Source organism: Bacteroidota bacterium (assembly GCA_030706745.1).
Taxonomy (GTDB): Bacteria; Bacteroidota; Ignavibacteria; order Palsa-1295; family Palsa-1295; genus PALSA-1295.
The window spans coordinates 94,032-110,259 of sequence record JAUZNX010000009.1; the positions used below are offsets into that span (position 1 = coordinate 94,032).

Below are 16,228 nucleotides of genomic sequence, written 5' to 3' on the forward strand. Positions count from 1 at the left end.
GTCACCAGGAAAATGTCGTATATTTGTCCCTGAGATGTGGCTTGTCACATGGCGGGATTTGTCGTCTCCGCCTTGCGGTGCTATTTATCCAACAAACTCATACAGCTATGAAACGTACTCTTTTCGTGCCGGTTGCGATCGGCGTTCTCGCGGGAATTCTCGCGATTGCCGGGTGCACTAAAAATTCCAAAAACGGGATGGGCGATACCGTCAGCGGAGGCAGCCAGCCTGGATTGCCACCGGATTCGTCATTCGTACCCAACTGGGGACGTAACCCCGCCGCTGAATTCATCTTTCTCCACACACCGATCAATGGGCTGCCAACCGATACGGCATCTCCAAATGGACATACCACATGGTTCGAGTTCGATTCGCTCACCAGCCCTGCTCCGATCCTCTCGGTCATGAAGGGGACCACGACCGGGATTGATTCTTTTGCGATCCTTTACGCATCGGCGGATCCAGTCGGCGGGCCGTTCCCGACCGGCGTTGTGCTTCCGGATACTACTACGGGATTCTATGCCGGGTCAAATCCCAGTTTTCCGGCCGGATCGCGGGCTCTCATTGTGCCGATGTACAAAGCAACCCCTTGTACCCCACAGACGCATTGGGTCCCCTTCGACAGCATCTGGAGTCCGAACAGCGTCTCCGGGCGATGGGGAAACGTGAGTCCGGGACAGGCCGGCCCAATGACGCTCAACTTCAGCTCGACAAGTGGAGCGCAGACTGCATCGGTAGTCATTGCTATCACGAGTACAATCGTGACCCCGGTGATACCACCCAAGAAGAAGTAGTGGAGCGCACTTTGAGCAGCTCGACTGTGATGTTTCAACGAGGTCCCGCGCGAAAGCGCGGGACCTCTCTACTTAAAACGCACGGGGCGAGAGCTGCGGGCACGATTCACTCATGAATCATCACAATGCAAACGATGAGGCTTCGTTCGGGGTGGTAGCCCACCTCCCTCGTGAGTCTCGATAGCGTTCGAGCTTCTACGGACACGCAAGGCGTGCGAGCCCAAAATTAAACGACCTTCGACCGCTTACCCATCGTTCTGCTTCGCTCCACCCTGAGCTGGATCCGTGTGAACCATGAATCGGGCGGCAACCGTTACTCCAACTGCTCTATGGCGGCGGCAATATCCCTTTGCGTCTTAATGCTGCGGATCACAATCGGATGCTCACTCCCAAGCAGCAGAATGAGGGCAGGGAGGTACGTCTGGTAAGCTGCGAATGCCCTTGGGAGATCCCCTTTCGCAAAATACACACGACCGAGGCCAAGTTGATATAGGATTGTCCTTTCACTTTCAAGCCCTTGAGCCTGACTCGATTTGGTGACAAGCTCCATAATTGTGCGTTCGGCTTGGTCATAGTCGCCGGTTTCGAGAAATATTTTGCTAAGAGATTCAAGACATCCGAAATACCAATTATGCTTTTCGCCAAGAGAATTTCTAATCGAGGGCAGAATGTCTTTCAAGATGATTAGCGCATCCGCATACCTTTTGTCAAAGATCAATGCCGCACTGAGATTCATCGAATAAGCAAGAGATGCCGGGTGCAATTTCCCTTGCGATTTAATGGAATCGCTCAACGTCAACTCGTGCAGAGCGATCGCCTCCTCGCGACGGTCCTGTGCGAGAATGAAGACAGCCAGATTTTGCATCGCATCCAGGCGTCTTGCTTTCGGGGCCACGATGCCAAATGTAAGCGCGCCTCGAATAACCCGTTCTGCCCCCTCATAGTCGGCTATCCCATTCATCACCGTCGAAAGATCAATCATGGCATCGAACAGTTCTGCACATAGGCCATCTTTCGCTTCAATTATTGAGACGACTTCCTCAGACAAAGGAAGCGCCTGCCGGTACTCATGCTTCTCGCAAAACAGTTGCGCCAGCTCGCGTTTCAAATCGAGCGAAGTCTTATAGTCGAGCAATGCCTGGTCTGCGAGTGTAGTAACCGCCGCAAGAATTTCAGAAGCGGCATCGTAGAACCCCCCGATGCGGGCGACGCGCGCAAGCGAGATACGGCGTTCGAAGGTGTCATCGCTTTGCATCGCCGAATGGAGCTTGGCAGCTAGCATGAAAATTCGATCCCGCTCGAAGCTTTGCAGGTATGCAATAAAGTGATACCGCTGATCCTCGCTCTCGAACAGCGTGAACAGATCGGGATCGGCGAAGCAGCGAAAGAGTGCGTCCAAATCTCCGGCTTCTCGCCATTGCCACGGCTCTTCATCCCGTCGGCGCGGACTGTATTCGCGTTTCGAAAAGTATCCGGCAAGTTTGGTGTGTGCGGCCTTGCGCGCCGCGTCATTCGGCAGATATCGAAGCTCGATCGCCTCGCGCAGATAATTATGGAAGAACGTGTGATACCCCTCCCGCTGCATGAGGTGGTATTCCATCGCAATCATAAGCTGTGAGAGCGCCATGCGGGACATCCCGGTGATCTCCATCAACTCGGACTCCGACAGCCCATGCCGTGAAGCCCATATCGCTGTCAGGATGCTCCCCACAGTCTCAGCCCCATGATCGTGTTCCATCCGAGCAAGGACCTTCTGGAACAGCTCGCGCTCATCCTTGCTCGCGAGATAATCTTCGAGATGATCGTGCAGCGCCGAGTGTCCGCCGAAGATCCGGAGTTCGTCGAGCACAGTCCGCAAAAAGAGCGGGCTCGATGATTTCGGGTCTGCCGCCAGCAGATGGAGATCAGCGGCGTCAAGCGTTTTGCTGTAGCGATCGAGAAATTCCTCTGCAATCCGCTTGCGATCTGATTCGGTCAGCGGCTGCAGTTCGAGCTCTTGCCACTGGCGCTTGCGAAGCTGATCGAGCGGCACCCCTTCCGTCGTCGATAGCACAAGCCGAACATTCGCCGGGATGAAATCCGGTAGCCAGTGCATCTCCGGAGCGATGCCGGTGAGTTGGTTAAGTGCGTCGATGAGAATGATGAGCTTTTCAGGCTCCCCCGCCTTTTCAAGGCGGGGATTCTGACCCACCTTCGCAAGCCATACCGGGAATTCCTCTCGGAGCGTGTTATCACCGCTCGGAATCTCTTCTGAAAGATTGTAGCGCTCTTTGATCTCGCCCATCACCTGGCGCATCACGTCTTCGGGATCGCTTCCTTCGGCGGCACCGATAAAATGCTGAATGACGAACGCGTTTGGATTCTGCGACTGATACTCATGCGCGAGATAGGCCATAAGCGCGCTCTTTCCCAAACCCGATTTGCCCCAAAAAATCAGAGGTGGGCCATCGGAGGCGAGATGCTTTACGAAGGCATCGTAATACTCTGGATTTGCAACGTAAGACTGCCTCCGGTTTCTCGCATACGCTTCGTGTTCGATGCGTTCGTGTTCGAGCGGCGTCAGGTTTTGGCGAACAGGGAAGTCGCGGTCGAGTAGCGCGAGGAGATCATTGAGGACTTGCTCGCCGAGTTCTTCAGGCGATGCAAATTGGCGATACGAAGCGCCCGAGGATTGGATGGTGTGCTTGAGTGCATCAAGTTCTGAAGCTTGCTTACGCTCTTTGAAAAGGAGGGGGTTCTGTTGTTGTTCGTAAAAGAAGGCGCTATCATTTTTGCGCAACACCGCCCCGTGTGCGAACTCCATCTCGATGATGCTCTTTTCTTGCTCGGCAAACTCGCGGAGCCACGGATAATGCTCGAGCATCTCCGGGTCCTTTTCTATTTCCGTGATGCCCGGTACCCATCCATAGCGCGAGCCGATAATCCCAATGAAGTACGGGCGGCACCGGTCGATCTCTTCTAAGCAAATCCGGATTGTTTTGCCAGTCCGGGATTCTTCCTCGGTGATACCCCATCGGAGATCGATCTCAATGAATTCCACACCCCGGGCACGGCATTCCTTTCGGATGCGGGGAAAGACTTTCTTGACCAATTGCTCGCGCTCGGGCTGGAGATCCCGAAACGTCGATGAGACGAAAAGGCGGAGTTCGTTGGAATGCTGTGAGGCAGCCATGGGGGAGACAGAGACGACGCGGCGCTTCGCTTACGCGGAACCGCGATACGCGATTGTGGTCAGGGGCGGAATCGAACCGCCGACACAAGGATTTTCAGTCCTTTGCTCTACCGACTGAGCTACCTGACCGCTTCAAATATGGATGAAGGCTAAGGGATGACCGATGAAGGTCAAAAACGAAGCGGTGCCGTAACAGCCATTGGGAGCAAGCAAGTTTCCCCCTGCGTTCATCCTTCACACATATTATGAAAGCGTGGACTTTGCCGTATCCAAAAACGCGGCAACATCGGCTTCCGATGTGTAAATGTGGACGCTGAACCGGCTGGCTTCCAGGCCTCCCTCCGGCACGATACGGGTGCGGACTTTGCGCTTCGCCCACATCTTTTCGTAGAAATCCTTATAGTCCATGTTCTCCAGCTTGATCGTCGTAATACCGGTCATCGAACTCGGCGGGGTTAAGAAATGGAAATGTCCCGGCGCCAAATCCTTCAAGCCATTGCGAAGCATGGTCGTCAGATGGATCACACGTTGCTCGATCTTATCAAATCCAATCTTCTCCTGAAACTCGATCGCACAGTGCAATCCATCGAAGAGCGCAAAGTTTTGCGTTGCGAAATCGTAGCGCGAAGCGGTTGGCAGGAACTCCAAACGGGCATCATAACCCCAATACTTATCCGCTTCTCCGCCACTCCATGTCGGAATCACATGCTCCCGGAAGTCGGAGGCGATGTATAGGAATCCGATTCCTTTGGGTCCGCAGAGCCATTTGTGACCGCATGAGGCATACGCATGGACTCCTAAGTCCTGCACGTCCGTCTGAAGCATTCCCGGCGGATGAGCGCCATCGGCGATCATCCAGATGCCATGCTCGCGAGCAAGTTGCGAAATGCGCTTGATCGGCAGCAAATGGCCAGTCGTGCAGGTCAGGTGCGGCATTGAAATGGCGCGCGTGCGCGGCGTGATCGCGTCTTTGATCCGCTGCAAGAATTCATCGTCGCTGTATGGCTCCCACTTTTCGTTCGTGAGTGGGATGAATTTGATGACAATGCCGTCGCGATTCTTCCGTGCAAGCCAGGGAATCGCATTGCCGGCATGTTCCTGATTCGTCAGCAGAACTTCATCGCCGGCCTTTAAGTCAATACCACTTGACACAATGGAGACTGCTTCGCTGACGTTATGCGTGAAGGCAATATCATCACCGCTCTTTGCATTGATGACCCGGGCGATAGCTTTGCGAATTCCTTCGTAATCCCCACCGTAGTCACCCGTGGCATCGACATGCTCGATGCGTTTCGTTACTCGGTCGGTGACCACGAGCGGGCTGGGGCCCATCGTGCCATTGTTGAAATAGAGGACTTCGCGCGAAATGGGAAACTCATCGCGAATAAGCGACCAGTACTGCTCATCTTCGGCAATTGGGATCTGTTTCAAGCGTCCGTTGGTGACGGCCAGTGAAATATCACGGAAAGCAACGTTCAGCGCAGCAGACGTTGCAGTCATTTTCAAGAATGTTCTTCGGTCCATGGTAGCACGTGGCGGTGAACGATCGCTCACTCATGAGGCTACTAAATGCGATTCAGGGACAAAACATTCTGAACCTCGATGGACTAAACGACGAAAGGACTCTGGTGACAGAGTCCTTTCGATTCAGGTATTCCTTCAATGCGTCGTTCGCTGCTTCTTCGTCCGAAGCAAGAACCACCCAACTCCTCCGAGTACCACGATGGCCGGACCGATCAACTCGAGGCCAGGAGTGAATTGCTTTTCCCAGGTCTGCGTCACGGTACCGAAGAGTTCATCTTTCACTTCGATCATGTGCTGAGTCGTGGTCCACATCTGATGTCCACTTGCCATCCACCAAATCAGAAGTCCAGCGGCGGCGATGAACAGAACGAACGCGATATTCTTTTTCACTTATGTCGTGCTTTTTTTCTCCGCATTGCCGAAAAGCTGCGCGGAAATCTTGATGGTTTCGCCGACCTTGCTGCCAATATTGCCTTCAGTCCCGGCGATGTTAAAGTCTTTGAGCGAAATCGTAAAGTCTGCGGTAATCATGACGAGATCGCCTGGAGCCCGCTGCCGCGTCTTGTCGCTTTCTGGCACGTAGGTCATCTTGAATGGAATTGTCACTGTCTTGGTCACACCATGCAGCGAGAATGTCCCGATTGCATTACCGGTAGCAATATTGCCACTGGTCTTGACGTCTTTCATGCTCGTAATAGTAAAGCCAATCGCCGGGAAGCGCCGCGCGTCAATCCATTCGGCACTTTGCAGGTGGTTGTCGCGGGTCGCATTGCCGGTCTTCATGGTCGCAGATTTTGTCTGGACCGAACCACGCAATGTGGAAAGATCCCGGGGATCGAGGGTGAGCGTTCCACTCACACCTTCGCTGGAGCCCTTAATGCTCTCGAGCGGGGCGTCGCTGATCCAGATAAACTGGTTATGGCCGACTTTATCGTTGAACGTAACCGTCTCGGAGCCATTGCTCGCAACTGCAAGCCCTTGTGCGAACGTGCTTCCAGCCAGCAGCAATATCGCGATCGTAAACGCGAGAACGAAATGTGTTTTGACCATTGTGTATCCCATAAGTTTGGTTGTCATATTGTCTCCTCCTAAAGACGCCAGAAGTACCCTCGAAGTTACAACGGCTGGGTGAATCTTTGTTTAGACATTAAATCTTCACGTACTAATAACTCCATGCTGCGGCTAATATCACGAAAGAACAGGCCATTATGAACATCATCTCATTGACACTCCATCGCCCCCTGATCGATCCATTGTCCAATCATCAGAACCTGATTTGGTGTCAGCGCCGGCGCCGGCGGTGGTGGCATTCTCGAATTCATATTGAAGTCCACGATCCGTTGATATAACCGACTTGCTCGGGCATTGCCGGGCTTAACATCACTGAGAGTCCGTCGATAATCCAGAAGAGGGCGCGATGATCCATCATGGCAACCACTTCCGGTGCAACTCTGCATGATCGGCTGAATGTCACGCGAGAAACAGCGTAGCGAATCCGTGCTTTTCAATAACGTGATCGTCGCAAGCGAGGTATCGGTAGCGGATGCAGCCTGAATGAGGGTGATCGAGCTATCGCGCTCAATGGATGCTGGTGCGGTGTAGAGCCCCGAATTCGTGATCGTCCCGGGTCCGCTGACAATGCTCCAAGTCAGTGCCGGGATGGACCCACTCTGAATCGTGTCGATCTCGAACTGCTGCATTCGGTTCGTCAGCATCGTCACGGCGATCGGCGAAATCGTAAACGGGGCATCCGGTGACGTCGTCATGACGATGGTGCACTCGGCGTACCGGGTCGGATCTTCGACAGAACTTGCTCGAACCACGATAATCGTATCGGCGAGCGAAATGAAGTTCGCGGCATGGTATTGAGCGGATAATCCAGTGCCGACAACAGAATCTCCGCCCGGACTTTTGATGATGGTCCACGTAATCGCGGCCGAGTGCGACACGCCGCGGATGTCCGCCGTTAAATCGAGTATGCCGTTGATCGGCACGGTCGCACGACTCGGAGACATCGTGACCGTTAGTAGGCTCACGTCAGGATTGCCCGAAATGGTGTACATACATCCACCGCCCATCGCCATCACGAGGAAGACAAGCAACAAATGACGAATGAAGAAGGACGAATGACGAATGGTATCATCATTCCTCCTATTCGCAATTCGTAATTTGTAATTCGTAATGTTCTTTGACATGAGAAATATTAGTAGAATAAGTGGATCTGGCCGGTCCATTGTCCCGTGAACGTGCCGGTGCCCGTGAGCGGATTCTTTTGTGTCACGCGATACTCCGGGCGGAGTTCGATATAGGGAGCCGGGAAAAACTCGAATCCGAACAGGAACGCCTGCGAGAATCCGAGATCGACGCCGGGATAATGCTCCGTCTGACCATAGTCATATCGCCACTCGATATCGAGCCATGACATTAACTCCAGATTCCCGAGTACGGAGAAGTTTCTTGTAATCCGTTCATCCGCGTTTTTCGAATACATGCCTTCCACGTAAATCGTAGCTTTATCGGCAAGGCCGACTCCTGTAAAGACATTGTACATCTTGAAGGAACCGTTGGCCAGGATCGATGCGCCGACCTCACCATTGAGGCCCTGATCGAGCAATTGCGGCCAGAGCATCACGCGGCCGGAGATACTGGGACGCGAAAAATCAAAGTTCGATTTGACGACGCCGATCGTCGGATCGACTTGCGCCAAATTGTACGAATTGAAAATCCCTGCGTTGACGGTGAGCCAACGAATGCCTTCGTATGTCAACTCGGCTCCCATTTCATTGTAATACGGAGGGATAAGCACGGTCCCCTGAATCGCAGCTTCCTCATGCACGAACTCGGTGTGGTCATCCTGCCGGATACTGATCGAAGGTTCGATCATACCAACCCGGATCGAGGGCAGCGAAATCGACGGCTGGTATTGAATGGCAGCGTCGTAATCGGTCTCGCCAGGATATAACCCCGCCGATGTTCCGAAGACCCCTTTCGTACTCGTCAGACTGCGGACATAAAGGCTTGCGAAATTGATATTCGTGTATGCCGAGAGTTCCGGAGTTGCGATGTATCCAAGCGAGCCGGTAAGCTGCATGGGAATCAGCAATTCCTGATGGGTCTTGGACTCACGCACGAGTTGAAATCTCATGTCGGCACCAGGAATGAACTTGCCGCCAAAGATCGTATTCGTTGCCGGGATGCCGGACGTATCTGGCCCGTGCCATTTTACGAGTCCGGTTTCGTTCATCATTTCCCATCCGAGTTGGGTACGGAGTCCGCTTCCCTGCGGATTGAAATGGCAGACGGAGCACCGCGTGCCGGTCAGCAGCGAAAACCGCGGGATCGCTTCGGATGAACATGGCACAAGCACTAATGCGGTTAGTGATAGTTGGCAGATGATGCCGAATCTGATGCGCGGCATTTGGTGCACCACCTGGTTTAATGAGGTGATCGTTCGGTGAAAGATGTGGGTCATTTGAGGTTCAAAATGGTTAGACCAGCTTCACTTGGAGCACCTTCGCTGCCGCGTCGTATGTCGTATCGTATGCGACGAGCGGCGATGGCGCGGGGCCGGAAACCACGGACCCTTCGAGGGTGAAGTACGAATTATGGCAAGAGCAGTGGATGTCGGTTCCGGCCAGTTGAGAATCAACCGGACAGCTCGCGTGCGTGCATCGTTGCGAGAAGGCATGCCAAGTGGTGCCGTTGGTCAAGGTGATGAGGACCCCCATCCCATCCGGCCCTGTAATTCCGGAAGCCACTTTGTAGGGATGCGACGGAGTGATATCCGATACGTCAACGGCAACCTTGCCATCTGGTCCAACCGGATTTGAAGCCGCAATCGGGATAATCGGCGCAGACGTGGGAAGACATGCCTCAATAACAGGCAGAACCGCCAGGCCCATCGCCACGCCCCCCGTTAGTTTGCCTGCTCCGGCAAGAAAACCTCTTCGAGTTAATTTCATTTGCTTATAGACACCAAATTCTATGTTGCGTCACGCCAACATGATTAACGTTAGACAAAATTCATGCGGGGATTGAATAAGCCCGCAATTCACCCCGATTCTCATCCTTCGATCACCATGATCGCTCTCACGGTAAAATATATTGCCAATACGATCATCGCGACTCCAAAGCCGATCGTGACCTTCTTCGTACGCTCCCTCGTGATTGACTTCTTTGCTCGGTAGGTGGTGATTGCCAGCAGCGACAAGTAGGAGCCAATTCCGAGACCTCCGGCAACCAGGAAGAGTACCCGCGTCTGGAGAGTAAGCTCGCCCGTAATCCCCAGATCCTTTACGAACCGAGCTGCCAACAGCCACCACGCGATCATCATCGGGTTGGTGAAGGCCAGCGAGAATCCCGTCACGTAGCCGATCGCTGGATTCCGCAATCGGCTTGGGGTGTCCCCCGGCTTGGCTGTGGCCGTCGATCGCGGCATCTCCTCCTCCTCCCGGCTTTCTCGGATGGCGGCTATTCCCAAGATCATCGTGAGAATCGCATTGACCAACCAGAATACAGCTTCGACTTCGGGCCGCTGCATGAACAATGCCAACCCGAACATCGCGGCCGATCCATAAACGAGATCCGACGATACCGAACCTGCAACAACGGCAAACGCGGAACCGAGGTATCCGGCCAGGGCACGTCGAGCCGTCTCGAATTGCGAGGCACCGACCGGAATCGCTGCAAGAAATCCTAACACGTAGACGCATCCAAACAGTAATATCGTATTAATGAGCGAAGGCACGTTCTGAAATGGCAGAGCGGTCCGCTGCCGGAATAGTGATTTGGAAGGGCCGATTCATTGCAACGCGGTGGAAATGGCTGTCAATGTGCGCCTCGATCGAGGACACAGGAAGCTCATCGAAGCATCGGACTTCCTGACAGAATTTTCCGTACTTATTGATGCAGGTAATATTCCGGCAGGGGGTCGGCGCCGCAACGGATCGTGACGGCACATCCTGATTCGCGGGTACATGATATGGCAGTGTGGAATCGTAGCCGTACATGCGGGAATCTGTCGCACCATAGATAGCCAGCACCGCGGTCTGATTCCGCAGCACCGGATAGCCATCGGCCGAAACCTTACGACAAGCCGCAATATGTAAAGGACCGGTATCGCCGGCCACGAACATATCACACGCATCCATGAGCGCGGTATAGACCCCAAGCGGAACGTGCGGAATAACTACCAACTTTTTTTTGAGTTCGGGCGGGATGGCTCGAATTAGTTGCTCGTGGAGATTTGCGAAAGTAAATGGCTGTCCAAGCAGGACCGAAGAGATCTCATCATTATCGAGCGCATGCCGAAGCAAGCGGACCAGGACCTTGAATGGGACCAGCCCAAACCGAGAGGTTGCATCCACATGGTAAAAGATCATTCCGCTTCCGACGCGTAGGTTATGAGTCCTAAGAAATTGCCGGGCGTCTTCGATGGCATCGATCCCAAGATAGACCGCGTTCGTATTGAGATGTTGTTCAAATTCCCCGATCCGATCTTCATCGTGCTCCATTCGAGCCGCACCATGATTCTCGAGAAACTCATGCAAAAATGTGCGGGCGAGCAACGAGACGTGGCGCTCTTCGTTCGTCTTCCACGCTCGAAAGACGTATGCCGCGAACGGCACATAGAGTTGCAGCACTTGGTGATGCGTGTGGGTTGCGAGCGTTCGCTTCGAGATGAACGGGCACATGTTCAATACAACCGAAAAACGCTCGCAGTGCAGCAGCGCGCGAAGCCGCGCAAGGTCCTCGTTTGATGGCATCCCTCGCATGCCGCGGAACATGTTGTGAACGAAAATACCTGGCATACGCTCGAGAAGCTCACCGCCAGATTGATTGCATGCCAGATGCACCTCGGCCTCAGGAAACTCGGCTTGCAGCAACGGCAAGCATTGCGCCCCGAGAACGGCATCGCCGATGTTGATATCCACAATGAGTAGAATCTTCGAGGGCGAGCGAACGGACTGCCATTGTTTCCGATATCGCCTCAAATACCATTGATAGACCACGGGACGGCCAAGAATGCCAAGTAACATCCGCTGAAAGAGTCTCGGCACCCAAAACGGAGCGCGGTCCGTCATCCGGTCCAATAATCGAAGACCTAACTTCGAGAATCCAGTATTCGTCATAATCGTATGTTCCCTTGGCGCGGACTCCGTGAAAAAAGTGAGTGTGGTGAGTCCTCGTCTGCTGTTTCTGTCTACGGAGAGAAACTAATAAATGCGGATAGGCCTGCATTGAAAGGTGAAGAGCGATCGTCGATCGGCCGGCGATAGCTCGTCAGACTGGCAACGCCTGCTTGCAGTGACGTAGTGAGTGAATATGCAATCGACGCTTCGGCAGAAAGACCAGCTCGCCGCGATTGTATTGTGCTTTGCGTGTGCGCTGTTGGATCGAGTATGATCGATGTCGTGACCCAATAGCTGGGTCCCAGCATGGCGCTTAAAACAAAATTCCCCAATTGGGTCGTCGCCCCAGCCTGAATACCAAACTGCAATTCGGTTTCCGACAACCGGACGGAGCCATCTGCAAGATGATGGAGTGCAGAATCCCGATTGTCACGATGACCAGTACCTAAACGGGCTTCAATCGCGAACATCTTCCAACCGTCGATCATCCCGAGTTCAGCGCCTTCGGTTGTCATATGAAATTCTTTGAACAGGAATCCACCATCGAATCGGGCGAACAACGAAGTCGATGGCATTTCACGATAATTTATTTTTGAACTCAGCGCCGCGCATGTGGGCGACTTGGTACAAGCCGGCTCCGACGGAGGAGCTGCGATGATCGAATCAGATTCTTCAGGTAGAGTCATCGCTGCAATCGTAGCTTCACCAATTAAGGTTGGTTGATTCGCCACAGCGACAAATCTCGGTTTACGAGTGGGCGCGATACCTCCAACGGGGCAAGACATAGGTACCATCGGGATTCCACGCGAAGCATGAGCCACGCCGGTTGGAACACGACCCGTCGGGTTGGATGCAGGATAACTTCCCGTCGAAGGTGCGATCCCTGCACTCACCATACATATGGCAATTGTCCCAAGCGCCACCCACTCTGCAAACAAGCCACGGAACGCTGCTCGAATCGTGAACCAGAACGAAGCAGTGCTTGCCCGATCGAGGACAAACTCGCGAATCCGCTCAACGCCAAGCGGGGAATGCAGCGCACGAAGCGGCTGGATGTAATCGAACCCCTCTTCGCTCCGTTGCGGCATGCGTTTGAATACTCTCATGATTGTTGAAAGCGAAGCGTTGCATCAAGCAGCCCAGTACTCAGCACCGCTTCCGATAGCTCTGTTGGCGTGTCCGACAGCATGGTTTTGATGCTCCGTCGCGCCCGCGCCAGTCGCGATTTGACACCGGAAAGACTGATCCCTTGAATTGTCTGAATCTCTTTGAGAGATAACCCGGACAGCTCAAAAAGAACAAGGGCCTCCCGTTCACGGAGTGGAAGCCGGTTTAGAGCAGCGATCAATACTGCAAGATCGTAAGCAGATTCACTCGTCAGTTCGTAAGGTGCTTCACCGGCTTCCGAAAGAGGCACAAAGAGCCGCCCACGCCATCTCCGGCGGCGATGCAACCGTACTGCGATCGTGCTTACGAATGCATGAAAGGCGGAGGGATCGCGCAAGTTCGGGAAACTCCGATAGGCCGCGACCCATGTATCACTCATGAGATCGCACGCTTCATCATACGACCGCGCGAGCCCTCGCGCCAACTGCCAGAGGCTGTGGCGTTCGCGATCGACCAATTCCCAAAAATCTTCGTGTGTCGTTTCCACCGTTGTCTCTGGACCCATGCGGACCGATGAGCACTCACTGAAGAGAACTCTTCGAAGGATCGCTTGTGATGCGCCCTATGACATTAGTGACCGGAATTAGAAAAAAGACTTCGGCCGGAGAAAAATTGTTTCTGTCTTTCAGGCAATCCAACAGTAGTGTAAAGCCAAAAGTTAGGGCGCATCACCGCCCTTCGCGGATTGTTACTGAAAATTCACCGTTAGTATTGGATACCCAACCGATACCTCCTCGGAGGTTAGTCAGAATCAATACAATCGAATGGCAGCTTCTTTAAGCAGGTATAAGGGCTCCGCGAAACGCGGGTGATGGACGACAAAGAAGTTGCCTCGTTCGCTGTAGATGTTTAGTTCATCACCAACCTGCGCGTCGGTCAGTACCGAATCCTGCGTGGTGTCACGATACAGCAGCGCAAGCTGATTGACGAGCACACGACCGACCAAGGGATCACGCAATGCAAAATGCTCTGTCGCCTCTGTTGGGGATCGCTGCTTCTGGATAAACGTCGTGTCAATGCCATGGCCTTTCACGTGCAGACGTGCGCTAATAAGCTCCCGCGTTTCCGGGATGAACACATGCGCGATGCCGGACTCATCGAAAATAACCCGCTCGGGTTTCTTCACCAGATTGCATGACTGGCACTCCAGCATAATCTTTGGAAGCGATGGAATTGCCGTCGGCTCGGAAGTGCGAAACACTCGAAAGTAAATCGTATCTCCTTCCCAACCATGTTGACCAACGTGGTATGTATCCGGATTTCTCGGAACCGACGAACTACAGCCGGATGCGATCAAAAAAACAGTGAATAGTGGATAAAGAACGACGAAGGACAAACGCGCCGGTCCAAGCCGAGTATCTCTTGCCTCTCGTTTTGCACTCTCCATTTCTCGATCTCCGATATCTTCGTTCCTCATCTATTGAACGATATCTATTGAATGATCTGTACGGCTTCTGCTTCGACAAATCCCTCTCCGCCATCGACCGACACCGAATAGATTTCACCTTCGCGCGAGAGAAGGCCCAAGATCGTACCTTGCGGCAAGATCTTCAGCACTTCCTTCTTTGTCTTATCCTTGTAAATTGCAATTCCTTCTGGAGCAATCACCTTAAGCTGCGTAATCTTTTTCGTCGCCACTTTCTTTTGTGGTGCGGCGGTTGTTTCGGTTGTCGTCGTGCTTGGTCGAGCTCGTCGAGCATAGAAGCGACTCAGCGGAGCTGGCGCCGTGTCGGTTCGCGCGATCGCACTGCCATGCAACACGATTACGGAATCCTTTTTACCCATGGAATAGAGCGTGAGGACAAGATCCTCAGTCGGCGACACCTCGTACACCGCATCGTTATGTTGATCGAATCGCTCTACCATTCGATTGTAACCCGGATCGCATTTCCCGCACTCGAGTACAACGCTGTCCTTCTGCGAATCCCATCGCGCGGAACTCCCTGGATTGAGCGCGACCAACAGTGAATCACCGGCCCGGTTCACATAGAGCTTTGCAGGCACATAATAGGTGCAACTCGCGAGCGTGCACGCAACAAGCACGACTGAAAACAGAATGAGGAATGATGAAAGTGTGTGTGGTAGGAATTGGTGATTCATTGTCTTCACTCTATTCACGAACGCGTTGAGAAATTGTTCTAATCATTCATCCATTTCGGTATCCATCCATTATGGAAGGGGTCCAAGGAAATTATCGATATGGATCGTATCCGCAGGCTGGAACGTCTGCAACAGTTTGCCTTTTCGCCACGCATTATCGACCTTAAAATATCCATAGACCCCCTTGGCCAGCGTCAAGCTGTCAAAGATCACGATCTGCTCTGTCGCAGGCAGGAAGCGCTCGCCTTCACCATGCTCGAGCGCGCGGTCAAGTTCCAAACGACTTTGGTACATTCGCGGCGATACGAAAAGCTGCACTTCCCGTGGAAGTTCGATCACGATCATACCCGGCGCTTGGCTTCTTTGCGCCGCTTTCTGTATAGTCTCGGGTTTCGGAACGGACGGTGCATGCACCAGGGAGCGCACCAGATAGTACACAATCGCCGCAGCCAGGACAATACTTGGAATCGCCCACAACCGCCGCGATTGCCAGCCGGAAATCGCACCTCGGATCGACATGTGGTCCACCTCCGACACCTGCGTTGCCCGATCGTGGCGAGCATTCGTCTCACTATGCTCGAATGCGTTGCGCTCGAAAGCTTCGGCCAGAATTTCCATCTCGCCATTCGTCAGCGCCTGCGATTTTTGGTCCATCGCTCGCAGCAAATTCGGGAGGTGCGAGATGTTCCGGGCAAGCGCAAAATCCAAAGTCATCGAGGCGAATGGCTGGCCATTCTCACCGGATTCTACGCGGATTTCCCGGACCGGGCCGTTAAAAATCGCCACAAGCGAGGTCGTCAAGGCACCATCATGACCCAGCCGCTCAGCGAGCGATTCGAGCTCTTTCGACGCATTCTGCAGGGTTTCGAACGGATTTTCGAAGCTCGAGCGCACATGCGCGGGACTTTCCAAAAGCCACGCGCCACGACGCGAGCCTCGAATTGACCCCGACTCGCCGTAAAACGCCACCAAGCCGATGCCGCGCGACCAAAGCACCGCAAAATGATCGCGCCCGAGCGAGGTCGGCTGACGCACCAGATGCAGGATTTCCCGGCTATGCGCGGCAAATTGCTCCGCCACATCGGCGATTCGTAGCAATGCCATCCGATTCTCCTCCAGCGAGAATTCGGGGCCGGTCACGCGAACATCGAGCACGGGGTTGTTTTGGTTGGGTTGCCTGTCCGAAGCGCAACGATCATGCAGCGAAAGAGTAATGTTCACGATGAAACAATCGTGCCAATAACAAGAATTCTGGCCTGGTCAATTGCCAAGAGAAACACGCATTGCCCAATGCCACCTATTCATTTTAGTATTTGAGTTTGTTTTTAATAATGGCACCA

Annotated in this window: 15 protein-coding genes and 1 tRNA gene; 1 reads left to right on the plus strand and 15 read right to left on the minus strand. The window is 53.5% G+C overall.

Translation table 11 applies throughout. The annotated features are described in order from the left end of the window. Positions 1–107 precede the first annotated feature (107 nt). The gene (locus Q8902_11160) at positions 108–794 is read left to right on the plus strand and encodes a hypothetical protein (protein MDP4200115.1); all 687 of its coding nucleotides are present in this window, start codon (positions 108–110) and stop codon (positions 792–794) included. A gap of 313 nt (positions 795–1,107) precedes the next feature. On the opposite strand, the gene Q8902_11165 is transcribed toward Q8902_11160, so the two are convergent. From Q8902_11165 to Q8902_11235, 15 genes are all read right to left on the minus strand, one after another. Next, a complete protein-coding gene (locus Q8902_11165; protein ID MDP4200116.1) occupies positions 1,108–3,966 on the minus strand; it encodes a DUF4062 domain-containing protein in 2,859 nt (952 codons plus the stop codon). Between the two features lie 56 nt (positions 3,967–4,022). After that, a tRNA-Phe gene (locus tag Q8902_11170) sits at positions 4,023–4,095 on the minus strand. A gap of 114 nt (positions 4,096–4,209) precedes the next feature. Then, positions 4,210–5,490, minus strand: coding sequence for an aminotransferase class V-fold PLP-dependent enzyme (locus Q8902_11175; GenBank protein MDP4200117.1), 1,281 nt, complete (start codon positions 5,488–5,490; stop codon positions 4,210–4,212). Between the two features lie 135 nt (positions 5,491–5,625). Next, complete coding sequence (locus Q8902_11180; protein MDP4200118.1) at positions 5,626–5,880, minus strand: hypothetical protein; 255 nt, start codon at positions 5,878–5,880, stop codon at positions 5,626–5,628. Next, positions 5,881–6,567, minus strand: coding sequence for a YceI family protein (locus tag Q8902_11185; protein MDP4200119.1), 687 nt, complete (start codon positions 6,565–6,567; stop codon positions 5,881–5,883). Between the two features lie 143 nt (positions 6,568–6,710). Next, positions 6,711–7,685, minus strand: coding sequence for a hypothetical protein (locus tag Q8902_11190; GenBank protein ID MDP4200120.1), 975 nt, complete (start codon positions 7,683–7,685; stop codon positions 6,711–6,713). An 8-nt stretch (positions 7,686–7,693) separates the two neighbouring features. Continuing rightward, on the minus strand, positions 7,694–8,962 hold the full coding sequence (locus Q8902_11195; protein MDP4200121.1) for a hypothetical protein: 1,269 nt from the start codon (positions 8,960–8,962) through the stop codon (positions 7,694–7,696). A 16-nt stretch (positions 8,963–8,978) separates the two neighbouring features. Beyond that, positions 8,979–9,452: a Rieske 2Fe-2S domain-containing protein gene (locus tag Q8902_11200; GenBank protein ID MDP4200122.1), complete on the minus strand. Its 474-nt coding sequence runs from the start codon at positions 9,450–9,452 to the stop codon at positions 8,979–8,981. 101 nt (positions 9,453–9,553) lie between these two features. Then, positions 9,554–10,192 carry a LysE family transporter gene (locus Q8902_11205; protein ID MDP4200123.1) on the minus strand — a complete coding sequence of 213 codons (639 nt, stop codon included), beginning with the start codon at positions 10,190–10,192 and terminating at the stop codon, positions 9,554–9,556. 28 nt (positions 10,193–10,220) lie between these two features. Further along, on the minus strand, positions 10,221–11,621 hold the full coding sequence (locus tag Q8902_11210; protein ID MDP4200124.1) for a glycosyltransferase family 9 protein: 1,401 nt from the start codon (positions 11,619–11,621) through the stop codon (positions 10,221–10,223). Between the two features lie 71 nt (positions 11,622–11,692). Continuing rightward, on the minus strand, positions 11,693–12,727 hold the full coding sequence (locus Q8902_11215; GenBank protein ID MDP4200125.1) for a hypothetical protein: 1,035 nt from the start codon (positions 12,725–12,727) through the stop codon (positions 11,693–11,695). Beyond that, positions 12,724–13,293, minus strand: coding sequence for an RNA polymerase sigma factor (locus Q8902_11220; protein MDP4200126.1), 570 nt, complete (start codon positions 13,291–13,293; stop codon positions 12,724–12,726). The genes Q8902_11215 and Q8902_11220 overlap by 4 nt, the downstream gene beginning before the upstream one ends. Before the next feature lie 246 nt (positions 13,294–13,539). Further along, entirely contained in the window at positions 13,540–14,205 is a 666-nt protein-coding gene (locus tag Q8902_11225) for a hypothetical protein (GenBank protein ID MDP4200127.1), read from the minus strand. 14 nt (positions 14,206–14,219) lie between these two features. Beyond that, entirely contained in the window at positions 14,220–14,888 is a 669-nt protein-coding gene (locus tag Q8902_11230; GenBank protein ID MDP4200128.1) for a hypothetical protein, read from the minus strand. 69 nt (positions 14,889–14,957) lie between these two features. Further along, positions 14,958–16,109: a hypothetical protein gene (locus tag Q8902_11235; GenBank protein ID MDP4200129.1), complete on the minus strand. Its 1,152-nt coding sequence runs from the start codon at positions 16,107–16,109 to the stop codon at positions 14,958–14,960. Between the last annotated feature and the right edge of the window lie 119 nt (positions 16,110–16,228).

Bases quoted from the DNA above. Each gene is read 5' to 3' on its own strand.
- Q8902_11160 (MDP4200115.1), top strand. From the start codon at position 108: ATGAAACGTACTCTTTTCGTGCCGGTTGCGATCGGCGTTCTCGCGGGA.
- Q8902_11165 (MDP4200116.1), bottom strand. From the start codon at position 3,966: ATGGCTGCCTCACAGCATTCCAACGAACTCCGCCTTTTCGTCTCATCG.
- Q8902_11175 (MDP4200117.1), bottom strand. From the start codon at position 5,490: ATGGACCGAAGAACATTCTTGAAAATGACTGCAACGTCTGCTGCGCTG.
- Q8902_11185 (MDP4200119.1), bottom strand. From the start codon at position 6,567: ATGACAACCAAACTTATGGGATACACAATGGTCAAAACACATTTCGTT.
- Q8902_11190 (MDP4200120.1), bottom strand. From the start codon at position 7,685: ATGTCAAAGAACATTACGAATTACAAATTACGAATTGCGAATAGGAGG.
- Q8902_11195 (MDP4200121.1), bottom strand. From the start codon at position 8,962: ATGACCCACATCTTTCACCGAACGATCACCTCATTAAACCAGGTGGTG.
- Q8902_11200 (MDP4200122.1), bottom strand. From the start codon at position 9,452: ATGAAATTAACTCGAAGAGGTTTTCTTGCCGGAGCAGGCAAACTAACG.
- Q8902_11210 (MDP4200124.1), bottom strand. From the start codon at position 11,621: ATGACGAATACTGGATTCTCGAAGTTAGGTCTTCGATTATTGGACCGG.
- Q8902_11215 (MDP4200125.1), bottom strand. From the start codon at position 12,727: ATGAGAGTATTCAAACGCATGCCGCAACGGAGCGAAGAGGGGTTCGAT.
- Q8902_11220 (MDP4200126.1), bottom strand. From the start codon at position 13,293: ATGGGTCCAGAGACAACGGTGGAAACGACACACGAAGATTTTTGGGAA.
- Q8902_11225 (MDP4200127.1), bottom strand. From the start codon at position 14,205: ATGAGGAACGAAGATATCGGAGATCGAGAAATGGAGAGTGCAAAACGA.
- Q8902_11230 (MDP4200128.1), bottom strand. From the start codon at position 14,888: ATGAATCACCAATTCCTACCACACACACTTTCATCATTCCTCATTCTG.